We start from the raw sequence: 16,316 nt of genomic DNA on the forward strand, positions 1-16,316 counted from the left end.
AGATAGTTGCCATTTTTGTTTTTTCCTAACTTTCTTAATTGATGTTCAGGGAAAAAGTCAGCTTATCACATTTGCAGAAATGGATTTATCGATCAACAGTGATGACAGGGTTGTTTGGCGATTAGCTCAGGAAAATCAGATGATTTTGCTTAGAGCTAATCGCAGCATGAAAGGGAAAGATTCGCTCGAACAAGTCATACGTGAAGAAAATACCTTAGCATCGTTACCCGTAATCATGATTTGCAATGCCGATCGACTGCTAAACGACTCTGAATATCGAGGTCAGTGTGTTGAAAGTCTGATTGAAATTGTGCTTAATATTGATAGTTATCGAGGTGCAAGGCGAATCTTCATCCCGTAATGTGGTTAACTATTCGTTCATTGCGATCGCATTAATCATCTGCAAGATAAAATGCTAGCACGTTAGTGCTTGGTCAAGGTAGCAATAAAGAGAATGCCCTTTTTTCGCTATCCTAAATAAAGTGAATCATTAACAGATCGCGCCGATGGTTGCTTTACCGGATCGCATTTTGATGAGTGCAGAAGAATATCTGATTTGGGAACCCACCCAAGAGGAACGCTACGAGTATTGGGATGGCGAAGTTGTGATGATGAGTGGTGCTACACGCAACCATAATCGGATTTCTGCAAATTTCTTTAAGCTCTTAGATGATGCCCTAGCCGAGCGCTCCTGTGAAGTATACATTGTAGATGTGAAGGTGCAGGTAGAACCGGGGCAAAAGTATTTTTATCCAGATGTGGTGGTAACTTGCGATGAGCGAGATACCGATCCACAATTGGTACAATTTCCCTGTTTAATTATCGAAGTGTTATCACCTTCAACAGAAGCAGCCGATAGGGGAAAAAAGTTTGCTAAATATCGCCAATCTGCAACCTTGCAAGAATATGTCTTAGTACAAGTAGCTCAACCGGGTGTGGAAGTGTTTCGGCGCAACGAACAGGGAAAATGGGTGTTGTCGGAGTATGGTTTGGGCGATATATTGCGACTGGAATCGGTGAATGTAGAAATAGCGATCGCCCATTTGTACCGCCAAGTGCAGTTTGAAACCGAAGTAACAGATGTGTAGCAATATAAAATACACTGAGGAGAACATCAATACTGAGCCAGACGGATATGAAAAAATAGTTATATGACCTCACTTATCGAAGAAATCCGTCAAAAAGTTGCTGAGGAACAATTTGAGTTTTCCAAGCACACCGTTGATCAATCGATCTTGCGGCAAGTTCAGGTTCAAGAAATCAGAAAGGTGATTGCCAATGGACAGGTTATTGAAGACTATCCAAATGATAAGTACGGTCCAAGCTGTCTCATTAGTGGTTTGACTCAAGCTCGAAGACCCATTCACGTTCAATGTAGTTATCCCTCTCGTTCATTGGTTAGAATTATTACTCTGTATGAACCTGACCCGCAGAGATGGGATGAAGACTTTACACAAAGGAGAAATCGTGACAATGACTCATGAGCAAGAAACGCTAGTTGAAAAAAAGGTAACTTACACGTTAGAGCTAAATGGAAAGGTCTTCATGATTGAGAACGTACCTGCTCGCGTGAATGAAGAAACAGGAGAACAATTTTTTTCTCCATCAACTGTAGAGCATTTGCAGCAAATTATCCTCAGTGGGCAAGAGCCGGATCGCTTCACTGAAGTTCCTGTGTACAACTATGCAGCATAATTATTGAAAATGCCTATTTGTACCGCCAAGTGCAGTTTGAACCTTGCTGTGAAGTATCAGTTTTGATGTTGATGACATCAGCTTGGATCTTGAGGTTAATCGCCATATCTCAAGGAGTTACAGCTATATTTGCGATCGCTGTATCCACAGCAGTCCGATATTTTTCATCAGAGTAATATCGTTTGGCATTAGCCATTACATGTTCGAGAACATCATACCCATCAGCGTTGAGAGAAGTGAATTCAACTAGCTGGTTCAGTTTCTCTGCTGGAATGTCCTTCAACAATTGACCAAGGGCGAAGTTCACAAATGGAGACGCAAAAACTTTCACGCCTGTGAAATCCAACTCTACAGGTTCGCCAGCTAGCAAAAGTGGATGAATCTGGTCATATAGTTTCTGTCCGCCATCAGCAGTGATGGCATATTCTCCAACAATATCGTAAATTTTGTATACCATTTCTCCATCTCCCGCTCTCTAGAATATTCGCTTCCTGAGTTGAGGAACTTCAGAAGCTAGACAGTAGTAGGACTCATCACATCGAAAGGCAATATTAACTAGCGTCCCCGAAAACGCAACACCAATGTGTGCCAGAAATTTGCAATAGTTAAAATTGACTGTAACTTTTAAGCCGTCTTTAGGAAGTTGCGTAATATCATACCAGTCTCTAAAAAGTCTATCAACATAACGAGGATGGTCGTAGATTGTGCGTACATAGAGAATTGGGGGCTGAGTTTTGGCAAGTAACAGCAAGACAACTCCAAATGGTTTTTATTTTCTATAATTGTGAATAATTTATATCAATAATACCCCAAGCTCAAAAAGGCATCCTTTAGGACATTAATACTCGACTATATCCAGCCTCGCAATTTTTTGTGTACCTGCGCTAGATACCACATATAATCATCAATTTTGTAATTATCAACAGCTTTAACTATATATTCCTGAGCCACATCAACATTATTCTCAACTTCGTAATATAATCCCAAGTAAAGATGACTGTAAAAATTTCCCTTTATCCCTTCTGATTGACCAACAGTTAACACATCATCTGGTGTACAATTTCCCGCATACAAATCATATACGCGCTCCATAATACGCCGAGGGTCATTTTTCACACTTAATAAAGAATTACGCGCCTCTTCAACACCTAACGAACGAGCTATGCAGAGATATCGCCATACCGTTTCTTCTACATCTTGAGCATTCACTGTCAAATCTATTTCAAATTGTTCAGCGCCCTCAGCAAATCTTTCTGCATAATAATACGATAATCCCCGTTGCCAGAGGTAGGGTTTGATACGGGCATCCAATTGCTCTGCCATGTCAAAATCTTGAATAGATTCATCAATCTTGGCTAGTTGAAAGTTAACCATGCCTCGGCGAATGTAAGCATTAGGATTTTTCGGCTGATTGCGGATAGTTTCGTTCCAACGCTGGAGTTGATTTTCTAGAGAATTTGAAAAAAACATGAGTAGCCAAGCCTAGAATATACCATCCTATGGAACATCTTAGATGAACAAAATCAGCACTGTAGTCAAGCTGCTTTCTTCCTAACTGGAAAATTATGGCATGACAATTATTGCTTTCGGGTAAATCCTACAATAAATCTCAAATATCAAATTGAAATCCATCCACGAGGTAGAAGAAACTACTTATAAAATTCCGTACTGTAGAATTGATGTCTTAAAATCAGGAAAAAACGCTTGTGGTTCCCATTAGAGATAACAATCCGACCAAAATCACGCCTTATGTAACTTATGGATTGATTGCTGCTAACGTTCTCGCTTTTCTTTATGAAGCAAGTCTTCCTCCACAAGCATTAAATGGATTTTTACACCTTGCTGCTGTAGTTCCACGAGAACTGACTTTAAGCTTTGGCGGCATCTCTGTACATCAACCAGTTCCAGAGTGGGCAACTTTGATTACTTCCCAATTTTTGCACGGTGGTTTCTTGCACTTAGCTGGGAATATGTTGTTTCTTTGGATTTTTGGTAACAACGTTGAAGATAAGTTAGGTCACGCTAAATATTTACTGTTTTATTTATCTTGCGGTGTTTTGGCATCCTTGACCCAGTGGTTCTTCGCTCAAGATTCTAGCATTCCTTCTTTGGGTGCGAGTGGTGCGATCGCAGGCATTCTGGGTGCATACATTCTCCGCTTTCCCAACGCCGAAGTTCTTGGCGTAGTACCTTTAGGATTTTTCTTCCCAACTTTCCGTGTCCCGGCATATTTCTTTTTAGGATTCTGGTTTCTCGAACAAGCCTTCTACGGGCTTGCCAGCCTCGAAACACGTACCAACATCGGTATGGAAAATGGCGGTATTGCCTACTGGGCCCATGCAGGCGGGTTTATCTTTGGGGCAATTCTCGGCCCACTGTTGGGTTTATTTAGCGATAAATCTCAGGAAGAATCTTGGTACAAGTAATTTTTCATAGTATCTTTGTTACCCTCAATTATACTGATTAATTTCATAGGTGAAATTGTTTAACCTTCGCTAGCCTTACAAGCTATATTGCAGTTAGTCAATAATTTAGGAAAAACACCTGTGTTTCCCCTCTACGATGAAAATCCGACGCGAATCACCCCGTATTTCACCTACGGGTTAATTGGCATGAATATTTTAGTTTTTATTCACGAGGTGAGCCTGTCACATGCACAATTGAGTCAGTTTTTAGGTGAGTATGCGGTAGTGCCTCAACAGTTAACCACCAATTTAAGTGGAGAGTCGATAACATTATTTACGTCACAATTCTTACACGGCGGTTGGTGGCACTTAATCTCGAATATGGTGTTTCTCTGGGTTTTTGGCAACAATATTGAAGATCGATTAGGTCATGCCAAATATCTGATTTTTTATTTAGCGTGTGGTGCTTTAGCTGCCTTGTGCCAATGGTTTATTGGGATGAATTCTGAGATTCCTTCCTTGGGAGCAAGTGGTGCAATTTCTGGAGTTTTGGGTGCGTACATTATCCGCTTTCCCCACGCTCAAGTCATGACTTTAATATTTTTGGGGATTTTCATCACCACAATCAGAGTTCCAGCACTAGTCATAATTGGACTTTTCGTTGTGCAAAATGTGATATCCGGTCTTGCTACTCTACAAACAGCCGCTAATATGACCGTGCAAACTGGTGGAGTTGCCTACTGGGCCCACATCGGTGGTTTTGTGTTTGGGGTAATTCTCGCTCCTATATTTGGCTTGTTTCGGCGCGACTAAATACAGCATTTCCTAAAACTCGTAGCGAAAAAATTGTTACCTCTTATATCAAGTCCGGTTAATCACTTATAATTACCGGATCTGTGCAAAAATCGCAAAAGCCTCTTTCCCCCTGCCCCCAGCAATAACTGCGGTATAAATGATAAGTCTTTGACTGGACATGATATTAATCTTCTGCGTATCCTCTGGGTTAGAATTTCCACATTTGAAAACTATTAGTTTTTGTTAGCACTCGCTGAAACTTCTTCAGATTCTTCTACTTCGGATGTAAATGTTGATGATTTTGCAACTTCTTCAGGTACAGAAACGATGATATCAGCACCATTGATAATTGCTCCCAATAACCCCAGTTCAGATTCAACCAATTGATCGATAGCTTCAGCTAGCATATTCTCTTGTGTATAATGTGGTCGCGCCACTAATACGATCCCATCGCTGTAAGGTTGAATTAACAAAGGATCGTTTGATATGCTGAGAGGACTAGTATCTAAAATAACTAAATCAAAACGTTCGCGGACATCTTCTATGAGCCGCCGCATTTCGCTGGATTCAAGAATAGCAGCGGATTGCCGTACTGGCCCAGGACTGGGAAGAATGTATAAATTTGCTACATCAGGAACTAAACGAATACATTCACTCAAATTAGCGTAATAACGTAGGGGTTCAATAGTGGCTTCAGGGTCAGGAATTACTTTCAACGATGTACAACGGGAAGGCGATCGCAAATCTGTTTCGATAATTAAGGTTCTTTTACCAGCACGGGCGGAAGCGATACCCAAATTATAAGCACTTGCCGTTTTACCCTCTAGGCTACTGGTGCTAGTAATCAATACTACCTTTAAGTTTTTACCACCAATCCGGCGCATATTACTACGGAATTTCTCATAAAATTCTAAATAAGGAGAATCTTGGGAAAATACCACCGGCACAGCATCTGGCTCCAAATCATCAACTGGCATTAAAGGCAATTCTCCCAACAGTACCACTTCTCGTTGCTTGAGGCTCTCGCGGATATCCTCCCTGGTTTTGAAAGTCCCTTCCAGCGCTCCTAACAAAAATATCACCCCGCCACCAACCAACACACCTAAGAAACCGCCCACAGCAAGGGTAATAGGCACACTCTTTGGTGGTTTGGGATCGAGAGTGACTGCGGGGCGTCTGGCAATGCTGAGGCTGCTAGTAGTTTCTGCCTCTGCGGTTTTCGCATCGGTTAGCTTCGCCTGCATTTGGTCATAGATGGCTTTTTTGAGTCCAACCTCCTGTTCTAAACGCGATCGCTCTAATTGCTTATTGGGTATCAGAGAATACTCTCGTCGTAGTCGCGCTTCTTGTTGGATTTCTTGAGCTAGTTGTTGTTGCAGTGTCTCTCGTTGGGTTTGTAAAGCCACCATTTGGTTTGCCAATTGCTGGCGTGTTGGATCTAAGCTGCTTTGAGTGCGAATACCTGCAACGCTACCCTGAAGCGGAGCCGCCGTCCCATCACCACCTAACACCTCAGCAGCACGTTGTTGTAGTAATTCCTCAGCAGCTTGTTTCTGACGCATTAACTGCACCATCGTTGGGTGTTCCGGCCGCAAATCTTTTCTGAGTACAGCGATTTGCGATTCACTTTGATAAATTTGCGCTCGTAAGTTACCAATAATTGGATCGGCACTCAAAGCAGAAGAAACATAAGCTTGTCCGACTGTTAAGCCTAACTTATTTTGTAAACTGCGAACTTGACCATCAACCCCAGAAATAGTTAATTGAATTTGCCGTTGTAGATTTTGGCTAGAAGTAATGCCACTTAACAAGCTACCATTCTCAGCTGCTAATATTGCTGTTCGCTCTACGCGATCGTACTGTTCCAGCTTCTTTTCAGCAATTTGCAATTCCCGTTTAGCTTGTGGTGTGCGATCGTTAATCTTTTGAATAATTGCTTGTAATCGCCCAGTATTGATGTCACTACTCACCTTGACCATTGCTTGCATCAATTCTGTCAATACCTGTATGGCTCGTTTAGCGTCAGTATCTACATATTTCAGTTCAAAGAAAGGAGATTCTAATTCTCCACTTTTAGCATTTTTTTTAGGTAGAGAAAGGGCAACACTTGCACCGAGTTGTTTCGGTTTGACACCAACTTTCTCTGCGACGCCTGCAATTATCTGGTTTGATAGTAAAACATCCTCATTCAGTTCCTTTCCTTGCTGTTGGATTTCATTACCAGTTGTAGAGAAAGAAACTGGCGGGCCACTATAACTAAGTGCCCCAGATGCTATATAGCTAGTAGGTGGCTCTGGTTGCATAGCTACTACAGTTGACCCGGCAACAACTAAACCAAAACTAGCTAGTCCAATCCACTTATATTTATCAAAAGCAATAAGATAGCGTTTAACAATTGGTGGGGTCATGGTCGCTTCGCTCCAATTCAAAATTTAAAATGCAAAATTCAAAATTTAGGAAGCACCAAACTAAAGATAGTGGCTTTGATACAAGGACGCTATCAACTTCCTACTGTATATATCGGTTGATATCTTTAAGATTTTTCCATTAATGAATTCAAAGATAAGTTAAAGGTGTGGCTTTCTAGACTCCAAACTATTTTCAGCTTGTATCCTTCTTTTAATGTTACTAATTTCATCTACCACCGACATTATCAAAAAACCGGAGAAAGGATTGAACATTGAAGAAAGGTTGGGTAATAGTGGTCAGGAAATTAGTAATTCTACCAATTAGGTTTCGACCAACAACAATAACATCGTTATCTTGAAGTGCCACATTTTGAGACGCATCACCGCCTAAAGCTTTTTTAGCATCAAGTTTTTGGGTAATAGCTCTGCCTCGTTCCGAATCAAAACGAACCAGAGCGATATCTCTCAAATTAGCAGTGTCTAGATTTACTCCTCCCAAAGCATCTACAAATGTACTGCCGTTAGGCAGTGCTTGAATAGAAAGACCACCCGCAGCGTAGTTTAAAACTCGGACTCTAATCTGTGGAGTGGCCAAGGATGAACGTGCTACTAAATTGCGGTCATAACCATCCTCATTACCGACTTCACGACGGGGCACGAGTACCGCATCTCCGTCTTGTAAGCGGAAATTCGGGATTGAACCGCCATTTTGCAGTGCTGCATATAAGTCAATAGTTTGTGAAATCACAGAACCATCGATTAACTTCCGGCGTACTTGCACCTGTCGCAGGTCTGCATTCAACGTTGAACCACCAGATATTAGCAAAGCATCGGTAACACGGGGTGTTGGTGAATTAACTGGATAAATTCCTGGTCGAAATATTTCCCCGCTAATAGTAACTTGAACTGGTCGCGTTCCTGCCAAGGATACTACCACAATTGAATCTGGGAAAAAGCGACTCAAGCCCAGGCGAATTTTTTCTTGAGCTTCTTCCAAGGTTAAACCTTTTAATGACACCGTTCCCACTTGCGGCACGATGATGTTGCCTTCTGGACTAATTACAGCTTGAAAACTGAGGTCTTGACGCTGCGTTGCTAAGGCTAAAACTATTATTGGATCGACTACATAACGATTTAAACCCAAGCGAATTTTTTCTTGAGCTTCTTCCAAAGTTAAACCTTGTAAAGAAACTGTTCCCAATAACGGCACTGCAATATTACCTTCTGGGTTGATTAAAGCTTGAAAGCTCAAATCTGGAAAGCGCTGAACCGAAACGCTAATTCCATCTCCTATGCCTAAGCGGTATGGGCCAGGAGGACGCTGAAGCACAACACCAATTGCATCTCCTGGCCCCAAGAGGTAGCGGCTGAGTTGCGGAGAAATTTCTTCATTTGCACCTGGAGGTACAACCTCAGTACCTGGCACAGGGGAGGGGAATTGCCCTGGTGATTGTCCTTGAGATGGAAAAGGCTGGGCAACAACAAGTTGGATAGGTGTTGTTAAGAAAACTCCTACTTGAAGACTGACAAAACACAAGGCGCTGAATCCACGCATATAATAATAACTGGGATCTATGAACATCGGTGCAGAAAATATTTATATAGAAAATTAGTAGCGCCGAGTGGTTATTTTACTCTAAAAATGTCTTAGATATCTCTTTTATCTACAAGTATTTACCAAGAGAAAGAGAATAACTTTGCTAAATTTAATTTCCAATTTCATATTGTCAACATCTTTCTTTTAGGTGAGTTTCAGCCTGAACACAATTTATAGAGATACTTTTGATGAATCTCTGCACAAGGGCATCGATAACAGACTCTACAAAGGGCCTGCTATTAATGCAGCTTGTACTGTTTCTCCAATAGACTGAGCTAAAGACCAAGATGTTTCTACCTGCCCCAAAGGTTCCATTGGAATCAGAATGCTCACGCCAACCCAAGGAATACGTTGCTTGCGCCACTGTGCCAGTTGATCCGCCAAGAACCAGTGAAAAGGTGATGGATTTCCGCCGTCTGGCATCGCATACCATTGCAAAACAGCGAAGGTTTGCTGTGGTGTGGAGGCGCGAAAGAACCTAGCTTCTACTTTAGTTTCGACATTAGAAGCCAACTTTGCAGATGGTTTCACAGTAAATTCCGCAGAACGAGATTGAGCTACATCCCACTTTCCCCAGCGTGACCTTCCCCAGCCGTTAACGTCTGTCCACTCTACCTCTGGTTGATCCATAGGCCCATTTTGCGGTAACAAAAGCAGGATTGCTTGAGATTCGGAACCTTCTTTTTTGATTACCTGCAAAGACCAATTATGTTCGCCAATTTGCTGTTCTGCTTGTTCAATGGTTTGCCAACCAGGAAGAATTAACCCAGTTTTGCGGATCTGTTTTAATTCGTGGAGGGTAGTAACAGCGGGCGGCTGTTTCCATTGCCAATGTCCTGTCAGGTATCCGGGAACCCCTGCCATTGCTAGCAGCAGTAGCAATAACAAAAGTGCTGCTACCTGAGTCAATTGGTTTTCCTTGAAAAACTTGGATAAGGAAATCATCAGTAAAATTTGCAATACTTAGGCAGAATTTTACTTTATAAAATCCCATTGTGAGTTCAGTAATATTTAGGACTTACGTATAAGTGATGAAAGATTAAGGGAGTTGGGAGTGGAGAGTGGAGAACAGGGGAGAAGTTGCAGTAAGTTTTTCCCCTCTGCCCCTGTGCCCCTCTGCTCCTCTGCCTAATACCCAATGCCTCTAAATTTCTGCCTCTTGCTCAGTTTCTAGAGATGCTGAAAAATAACTATTAATCCAATTCAGTAAGGGCACTAGTGACACCAGCATACAAGCAGAGTAGAGATCGCCACCCCAACCCTCATGCAGCCATTTAAAAGCCGCTTCTTGACCCGTGCCGTGAAAGAAAGTCAGTAAAGTATTACGAATGATATTGGCACTAATACTAACGATCGCAGCAAGAGATAAAAACGATATAGTTGTCCGCCGTGAAGACAAAGCATCTGTCCAATAAAGCAGCATCAAACCAACGTAGAAAGTCGTAAACAACATTTTTAACCCTGCACAATAGGGAGCAACTTCTACAATCCGTCCTCCCACATAAAGATTTATCTCATCTACGGTTACTTCCATACCAAATTGATTCAGTATGAAGCCTGCCGTGCCAGCGATGAAGCTTTGCAGAGGCATGGTATAGGGAGCAATGAGATAGGGTAATGCTGTTGGGGTGGCTAAAAATACTAGTAGTAGGGGGAATCCTTGTAATCGCAAACCTGCTATTCCCTTAAACCACAAGCATAATCCGACTAATATCACGGGCAAGGAAAGGTTAACCCACTCTGTAACACCGCTAAGATAAAAAACTGCCCCTAATAACAATAAAACAGCGCCCAAAGGATTGATGGTATCTGGCAAACGTCTCCACTTTTTCCGGTTCATCCAACCAAGATAAGCCGCAAATGGTAAACCAATAATCCCGTGGCTGAAATATTCGTGTTCTGTACTGATATTTTTGTGCAGCCAACCATCCAACCAGTGAAGCAATATCGGAGCATAAAGCAGCAGCAAAACGCCTAAAATAGCTATATTTAACAAGCCTGATGCGTTTATATTTTTAACCTGTTGCTGGAGTGCCATGATTTTTATTAGTCATTAGTCATTGGTTATTGGTCATTGGTCATTGGTCATTTGCAAAGGATAAATGACAAAGGACAAAGGACAAATTAAGTATGAATTAACTTCAGGCTAGCACGCTGCCAAGGTCAGCAGGAGATAAATTGTCTGCCTGATAATTTGTTGAGACTGCATTGGCGATCGCTGCTACTACTTCTTTAACTTGGCTACTACTCAAACCAGGATACATCGGTAATGATAATATTTGCTTTGACAACTTTTCTGCTTGGGGAAAATCTCCCGGTTGATAGCCTAAGTTGGTGAATGCTGGCTGGAGATGACAAGGAATTGGGTAGTGAATACCAGTTTGAATTCCCGCCGCTGTCAGTTTTTCCTGGAGTTGCTGGCGTTCTATTGGGCAAGAATCATCTACTTTAATTACATAAAGATGATAAACGTGTCCTGTATCACTTTGATTTTCTATAGGGATAATCCCAGCAGTTGCCAAGGGTGCTAGTTCATTATCATACTGCTGGGCAATAGTCAGGCGATCGCGATTCCACTGGGGCAAATATGGGAGTTTTTTGTGCAAAATTGCTGCTTGCAAAGTATCCAAGCGGCTATTCGTACCCGGTTCAGTATGAAAATACTTTTGCGATGCACCATAATTTCGCAAGCGCATCATCTTCTGGGCTACATCTGAATCTCGTGTCAACAGCATTCCCCCATCCCCAAATGCTCCCAAATTTTTGCTGGGATAGAAACTAAAAGCTGCTGCTATTCCTATTGAACCAGCGTAATATCCGTCTCTTTGGGCGAGATGTGCTTGGGCGGCATCTTCAAAAATTAGGAGTTTGTAGGTATCGGCAAAGTTCACTAGATCGCGTGGTGATACCATCTGACCATAAAGATGCACAGGGATAATTGCTTTGGTTTGAGGCGTAATTACCTTTGCTGCGGCTTCTAAGTCAATTAAAGCAGTTTGGCGATCGCAATCTACCAAAATTGGCTTGGCGCCAGCACGTAGCACCCCAATTAAAGTTGCGACAAAAGTATTTGCGGGTAAAATTACTTCATCGCCAGCACCAATATTACACGCTTGTAATCCCAGAGCGATCGCATCTGTTCCTGATGCCACACCAACTCCATAAGCTGTACCAGATACTGCCGCAAATTCTGCTTCAAAATCTGAAAGTGCTTGCCCTAAAATAAAATCTCCCCGTTCCAATACAGATTGGATTGCATCTTGCAATTGCGTTTGAATTGGTTCATGTTGTAACTTTAGGTCTACAAAAGGAACTCTAATAGTCATTTTATTCATTACCAGTCGTCCTCAAAAAATGTTTCCTTGCATGGGAAAAATAGAAACCCTTGTACAATTTTCGGCGTAAAATTGTAATAGATTTAATCTATTGGATAAAGGCTTAGGTCGGCTATTTAGTCGGTTATGGGTAATTCAAAATTACGCCCTTTTAATTTGAGCGCCCGAAGTTGCCATCAGACTTCTCTAAAGCCGCCACTCCAACTTCTCTCAAAATTCAAAAAGTTCAGAAACTGGGCTTTTCAATAATTTGGTAGCTTGCTAATCCGTAGGGATATGGTTGGCCTATTTAGGTCATCCTGGACTAGGATTATCATCTCTGGGTGCTAGCTGTTATCAGTAAAATGTCTATATTTAATTACACTAACATCTATTTTTTTAAGTAAATTTACCTTGAATGTTCCAGTCCAAATTTTCGCTTAGTATACATAAAAAATGACAGCCCCTTTGTATTGTATCCTTAGCATTAGCTTACCCTGGCTGAATCCAAATCTAACGCAGTCTGATTGCAAAATCTCAAGCAATAAAGACTACACCAGTGCTAAATAAACAACATTCAGCATCAGTAACTAGTAACTAGCAGACACCACTTCTTGGCTTAATGAAAGGAAGAAAAAATTTTTGCCCTAAATTTGTTTGTCAGAGGCAAAATTAGGGAATGCTTAAAAATAGCAATTGATAACCTAGAAATAGGACTTGGATCAATTACAAAATCGAGAAATTATTAAGGTAGCAGTGGCAATGATAGAGCCTGAAAACAAATTATTTGCCCTAAAGGATGGTTGGGATTCTCATGAATCAAGAGAACAGCAACGCCTCAAAGCTTTGTCAGATTTAGGTTTGCGGCAACCAGAAACGATTCCGGTTTTTGAAGAAGCCACACAGACTGCCGCCCGCTTTTTGGAAGCACCAATTTCCATATTGGGATTTGTGGATCAAGAACGCCATTGGTTCAAATCGGCGGTAGGCTTATCTAGGCTGGGATTAATGAATCATTTGGCACAAAACCGCCAACTACTACGCCGGGAGTCATTTTGCACTCAGGTAGTAGAGAGTTTGCAATACACTAAAATAAATGATACGCATAAACTTACCGATCCAATACTTGTTAGCAGCAAGTTGGTGCAAGATTATGGTATTCGTGCTTACTTAGGAGCACCATTGATTGATGCCGAGGGACATTGTTTGGGTGCATTGGCGGTAATGGATTTAGTGCCACGCAATTTTACACCCCAAGACATTGAGTTTTTACAAATCATCGCTCGTTGGAGCATGAGTGAATTTGAACGTAACCGACTCCTGCAAGGGAAACTCGAATCAAGCGCTCCCAAGAACGTTCCGATATTTTCACTAAATGAGGAACGTAACACTGAGATTAAAATCACTGCATCCACCAAAGATAGCGACTCTGTTTCTACTAAGCAACTGAAGCTAGAACTTTTGAGTCAGTTAACTCAGGAGTTACGCACGCCCTTAACATCAGTACTCGGTATGGCTAGTGTTTTAGGACGTGAGATTTATGGGCCTTTGACAACTAAGCAGAGAGAATATTTGGAAATTATCCAACATAGTGGTCGGTACTTACTTTCCCTAGTAAACGAAATTACCGAACTTGGAGCTATGGATGAAAACTCAACTGTGCTAAATCTAGCTCCTGTAGATATTGAAATGCTATGCCAACAAGCTATCAATACCCTCGAAGAAGTAGCTAATCGCCGCGAACAAGATATTCGCCTGTCTATAGAACCGGGACGCAGTCGCATTTGGCCTTTAGATAAGGACAAGGTGCGGCAAATCCTCTATCACCTGGTTTTCAGTGTGATTCAACTTTCGGCTACAGGTAGCATTGTTCGCATTCATGTTTCCTATAAAGAAGATACGCTCAACATTACTATTTGGGTTTCCCATCCCTGGTTAGGGGACGGCATAACTGAGGTTGATCCTTACTTCCGTCTCAATTCTTTGTCGTTGCTGGAGCTTACAGGTGAGGTTGCAACTTACAATACTTATACAGAAAGACAAGAGCAACTAGATACTTCATCAGTAGCAGTGGAGAATTCCAAAAACCTGAGTGATTCCCACTCAAATTTCTTTGCTACTAGTTCAGGTATAAATTTAGCTAAATCACATGGAAATCTTTCTCGTGAAAGCTTGGGTTTATTACTAAGTTGTCAACTGGCAGAATTGCATGGCGGACATATTTTGATTCAAGGTTCACCAGAGTCAGGATATCGTTATGTGCTTTCTTTGCCGCTCCAACTGGCGACTTCCTCACCAGCAATTAGCGATGTCTGATTGTGGGGATTGGGGATTGGGGAAGGTGGGGTCCCCTCTGGGGATAAGGGGTAATGGAGATTGGGAAAGACGTATTTTCTATCTATATTTCATTAATTCGTAGCGAATTCTCTGTGTGCTTCTACGCTTACCTATGCCTTTAAATTTCAACCCTCAATTCGCCACCATTTTACGTAAAGCTGTACTAAGTATATGAATAACTATCTTAACTTCGTATTGGCTGATGGCTAAGAATAAGAGCGCCATCACGCGATCTGCAATCTCTGTTATTACCTTTTTATAGCTATAGGCATTATGATCGATTCCAAGTTCTGCGTCGGCAGGCTAATCGATCGCAATGTTTTTTATGAATTTAGTCTGGCAACGATTTACTCTATCATCTTTACCGCTCAAAGAATATCTTGCTACCAGTTATGTACACCGCTTTCTGGTGGGACTGCTAAGTTCTTGGCGGCAAACTAGCGTCTTGCTCCAGTGGGGAGATGCGATCGCAGCGGCTTTACTCAGCTTAATATATGCTCTTGCACCTTTTGCTTCGAGTACGTTGGTGGGTTTTTTGCTGGTGGCTTGTGTTGGATTTTGGCTGTTGTTGACTTTATCTGATGAAGTAACATCAACAAATGTCTCATCAGTCACTCCGATTCACCTGCTGGTATTGCTCTACTGGGGGGTTGCCGCAGTTGCAACAGCATTATCACCAGTGAAAAAGGCGGCACTTAACGACTTGGGAACGTTGACCTTGTATTTGCTACTATTTACCCTTTGTGCCAGGGTATTAAGGTCGCCTCGTCTCCGTTCTTGGATTATCATCCTTTATCTGCACGTATCGTTAATTGTTAGTGTATACGGGTTACGGCAATGGTTTTTTGGAGCCACAGCACTGGCAACTTGGGTCGATCCAGAATCTCCTATGTCTAAGACTACAAGAGTCTACAGTTATTTAGGCAATCCTAACTTATTAGCTGGATACCTCTTACCAGCAGTAATTTTTAGCTTAGTGGCAATTTTTGCATGGCAAAGCTGGCCTAAGAAAGCTCTTGCATTAACGATGCTAATTGTCAATAGTTCTTGCCTAATTCTAACTTTTAGTCGTGGCGGTTGGATTGGACTAGTGGTGGCAGTTTTAGCTGTGATGGCATTACTAGTTTATTGGAAAAGTGTGGAGATGCCTCGTTTTTGGCGTACTTGGTCACTACCGATTGTCTTGGGAGGTTTGATCGGCGTATTGGTGCTAGCAGTGATATTTGTAGAGCCAGTGCGGCTGCGAGTGTTTAGTATTTTTGCCGACCGTAAGGATAGCAGTAATAATTTTCGCCGAAATGTGTGGGATGCTGTTTTTGAAATGATTCGCGATCGCCCGATTTTCGGCATTGGGCCTGGTCACAACTCTTTTAATAAAGTTTATCCCCTCTACCAACGCCCTCGTTACACTGCTTTGAGCGCTTATTCGATATTGTTTGAAGTGACTGTAGAAACTGGCTTTGTTGGTTTAGCCTGTTTTCTTTGGCTAATAATTGTCACATTTAATACGGCACTTTTGCAAGTGCGACGATTGCGAAAAATCAGAAGTGTAGAAGGATTTTGGTTAATTGGAGCGATCGCTATTTTGTTGGGTATGCTAGCTCACGGTACCGTAGATACTGTCTGGTATCGTCCTGAAGTCAATACTCTCTGGTGGCTGATCGTTGCCTTAATTGCCAGCTATTGGACACCTTTAGCTCAAAACCAGACGAATTCAACTAACTTAGAACCAGCAACAAACTAATATAAATAAGTTGTCAGTTGT

The 16,316-nt window shown here is 41.9% G+C and carries 15 protein-coding genes; 8 read left to right on the forward strand and 7 right to left on the reverse strand.

Translation table 11 applies throughout. The features are described from left to right. Positions 1-79 precede the first annotated feature (79 nt). The 4 genes from V7K41_RS15050 (at position 80) to V7K41_RS15065 (ending at position 1,695) form a co-directional block, all read left to right on the forward strand. Positions 80-361: an ACP S-malonyltransferase gene (locus tag V7K41_RS15050; protein WP_334849332.1), complete on the forward strand. Its 282-nt coding sequence runs from the start codon at positions 80-82 to the stop codon at positions 359-361. 145 nt (positions 362-506) lie between these two features. Further along, positions 507-1,088 carry a Uma2 family endonuclease gene (locus V7K41_RS15055; protein WP_334849334.1) on the forward strand — a complete coding sequence of 194 codons (582 nt, stop codon included), beginning with the start codon at positions 507-509 and terminating at the stop codon, positions 1,086-1,088. Between the two features lie 63 nt (positions 1,089-1,151). Then, entirely contained in the window at positions 1,152-1,484 is a 333-nt protein-coding gene (locus tag V7K41_RS15060) for a DUF4258 domain-containing protein (protein ID WP_334849336.1), read from the forward strand. Beyond that, positions 1,474-1,695, forward strand: a complete 222-nt coding sequence (locus V7K41_RS15065; RefSeq protein WP_334849390.1) for a YgiT-type zinc finger protein — start codon at positions 1,474-1,476, stop codon at positions 1,693-1,695. Before V7K41_RS15060 ends, V7K41_RS15065 begins: the two co-directional genes overlap by 11 nt. 109 nt (positions 1,696-1,804) lie before the next feature. Here V7K41_RS15065 and V7K41_RS15070 read toward each other — a convergent pair whose 3' ends face one another. Further along, complete coding sequence (locus V7K41_RS15070; RefSeq protein WP_334849338.1) at positions 1,805-2,152, reverse strand: STAS-like domain-containing protein; 348 nt, start codon at positions 2,150-2,152, stop codon at positions 1,805-1,807. A gap of 392 nt (positions 2,153-2,544) precedes the next feature. Next, a complete protein-coding gene (locus tag V7K41_RS15075) occupies positions 2,545-3,165 on the reverse strand; it encodes a tetratricopeptide repeat protein (RefSeq protein ID WP_334849340.1) in 621 nt (206 codons plus the stop codon). Between the two features lie 236 nt (positions 3,166-3,401). Here V7K41_RS15075 and V7K41_RS15080 point away from each other — a divergent pair, with 236 nt between their 5' ends. Both V7K41_RS15080 and V7K41_RS15085 read left to right on the forward strand, forming a co-directional pair. After that, entirely contained in the window at positions 3,402-4,121 is a 720-nt protein-coding gene (locus tag V7K41_RS15080) for a rhomboid family intramembrane serine protease (RefSeq protein ID WP_334849342.1), read from the forward strand. Between the two features lie 120 nt (positions 4,122-4,241). Next, positions 4,242-4,913: a rhomboid family intramembrane serine protease gene (locus V7K41_RS15085; RefSeq protein ID WP_334849344.1), complete on the forward strand. Its 672-nt coding sequence runs from the start codon at positions 4,242-4,244 to the stop codon at positions 4,911-4,913. 215 nt (positions 4,914-5,128) lie between these two features. On the opposite strand, the gene V7K41_RS15090 is transcribed toward V7K41_RS15085, so the two are convergent. From V7K41_RS15090 to V7K41_RS15110, 5 genes are all read right to left on the reverse strand, one after another. Then, entirely contained in the window at positions 5,129-7,303 is a 2,175-nt protein-coding gene (locus V7K41_RS15090) for a GumC family protein (RefSeq protein ID WP_334849345.1), read from the reverse strand. 226 nt (positions 7,304-7,529) lie between these two features. After that, positions 7,530-8,858, reverse strand: coding sequence for a polysaccharide biosynthesis/export family protein (locus V7K41_RS15095; RefSeq protein WP_442943196.1), 1,329 nt, complete (start codon positions 8,856-8,858; stop codon positions 7,530-7,532). Positions 8,859-9,122: 264 nt separating this feature from the next. Continuing rightward, positions 9,123-9,845 (reverse strand): cyanoexosortase B system-associated protein, encoded by a 723-nt coding sequence (locus V7K41_RS15100; protein ID WP_334849348.1) that lies wholly within the window; start codon positions 9,843-9,845, stop codon positions 9,123-9,125. 199 nt (positions 9,846-10,044) lie between these two features. Then, positions 10,045-10,938, reverse strand: a complete 894-nt coding sequence (gene crtB, locus V7K41_RS15105) for a cyanoexosortase B (protein WP_334849350.1) — start codon at positions 10,936-10,938, stop codon at positions 10,045-10,047. Between the two features lie 103 nt (positions 10,939-11,041). Continuing rightward, positions 11,042-12,235: a DegT/DnrJ/EryC1/StrS family aminotransferase gene (locus V7K41_RS15110; protein ID WP_334849352.1), complete on the reverse strand. Its 1,194-nt coding sequence runs from the start codon at positions 12,233-12,235 to the stop codon at positions 11,042-11,044. A 741-nt stretch (positions 12,236-12,976) separates the two neighbouring features. Here V7K41_RS15110 and V7K41_RS15115 point away from each other — a divergent pair. Together V7K41_RS15115 and V7K41_RS15120 are read left to right on the forward strand one after the other, a co-directional pair. Then, positions 12,977-14,530 carry a GAF domain-containing sensor histidine kinase gene (locus tag V7K41_RS15115; RefSeq protein ID WP_334849392.1) on the forward strand — a complete coding sequence of 518 codons (1,554 nt, stop codon included), beginning with the start codon at positions 12,977-12,979 and terminating at the stop codon, positions 14,528-14,530. Positions 14,531-14,876: 346 nt separating this feature from the next. Beyond that, on the forward strand, positions 14,877-16,295 hold the full coding sequence (locus tag V7K41_RS15120; RefSeq protein WP_334849354.1) for an IctB family putative bicarbonate transporter: 1,419 nt from the start codon (positions 14,877-14,879) through the stop codon (positions 16,293-16,295). Positions 16,296-16,316: the final 21 nt, after the last annotated feature.

Origin of the sequence: Nostoc sp. (assembly GCF_036917415.1) — a bacterium.
In the GTDB taxonomy this organism is placed as follows: Bacteria; Cyanobacteriota; Cyanobacteriia; order Cyanobacteriales; family Nostocaceae; genus Nostoc.

Coding starts and splice junctions, on each gene's coding strand:
- V7K41_RS15050 (WP_334849332.1), top strand. CDS start 80: ATGGATTTATCGATCAACAGTGATGACAGGGTTGTTTGGCGATTAGCT.
- V7K41_RS15110 (WP_334849352.1), bottom strand. CDS start 12,235: ATGAATAAAATGACTATTAGAGTTCCTTTTGTAGACCTAAAGTTACAA.
- V7K41_RS15100 (WP_334849348.1), bottom strand. CDS start 9,845: ATGATTTCCTTATCCAAGTTTTTCAAGGAAAACCAATTGACTCAGGTA.
- V7K41_RS15065 (WP_334849390.1), top strand. CDS start 1,474: ATGACTCATGAGCAAGAAACGCTAGTTGAAAAAAAGGTAACTTACACG.
- V7K41_RS15055 (WP_334849334.1), top strand. CDS start 507: ATGGTTGCTTTACCGGATCGCATTTTGATGAGTGCAGAAGAATATCTG.
- crtB (WP_334849350.1), bottom strand. CDS start 10,938: ATGGCACTCCAGCAACAGGTTAAAAATATAAACGCATCAGGCTTGTTA.
- V7K41_RS15075 (WP_334849340.1), bottom strand. CDS start 3,165: ATGTTTTTTTCAAATTCTCTAGAAAATCAACTCCAGCGTTGGAACGAA.
- V7K41_RS15060 (WP_334849336.1), top strand. CDS start 1,152: ATGACCTCACTTATCGAAGAAATCCGTCAAAAAGTTGCTGAGGAACAA.
- V7K41_RS15070 (WP_334849338.1), bottom strand. CDS start 2,152: ATGGTATACAAAATTTACGATATTGTTGGAGAATATGCCATCACTGCT.
- V7K41_RS15090 (WP_334849345.1), bottom strand. CDS start 7,303: ATGACCCCACCAATTGTTAAACGCTATCTTATTGCTTTTGATAAATAT.
- V7K41_RS15120 (WP_334849354.1), top strand. CDS start 14,877: ATGAATTTAGTCTGGCAACGATTTACTCTATCATCTTTACCGCTCAAA.
- V7K41_RS15095 (WP_442943196.1), bottom strand. CDS start 8,858: ATGCGTGGATTCAGCGCCTTGTGTTTTGTCAGTCTTCAAGTAGGAGTT.
- V7K41_RS15115 (WP_334849392.1), top strand. CDS start 12,977: ATGATAGAGCCTGAAAACAAATTATTTGCCCTAAAGGATGGTTGGGAT.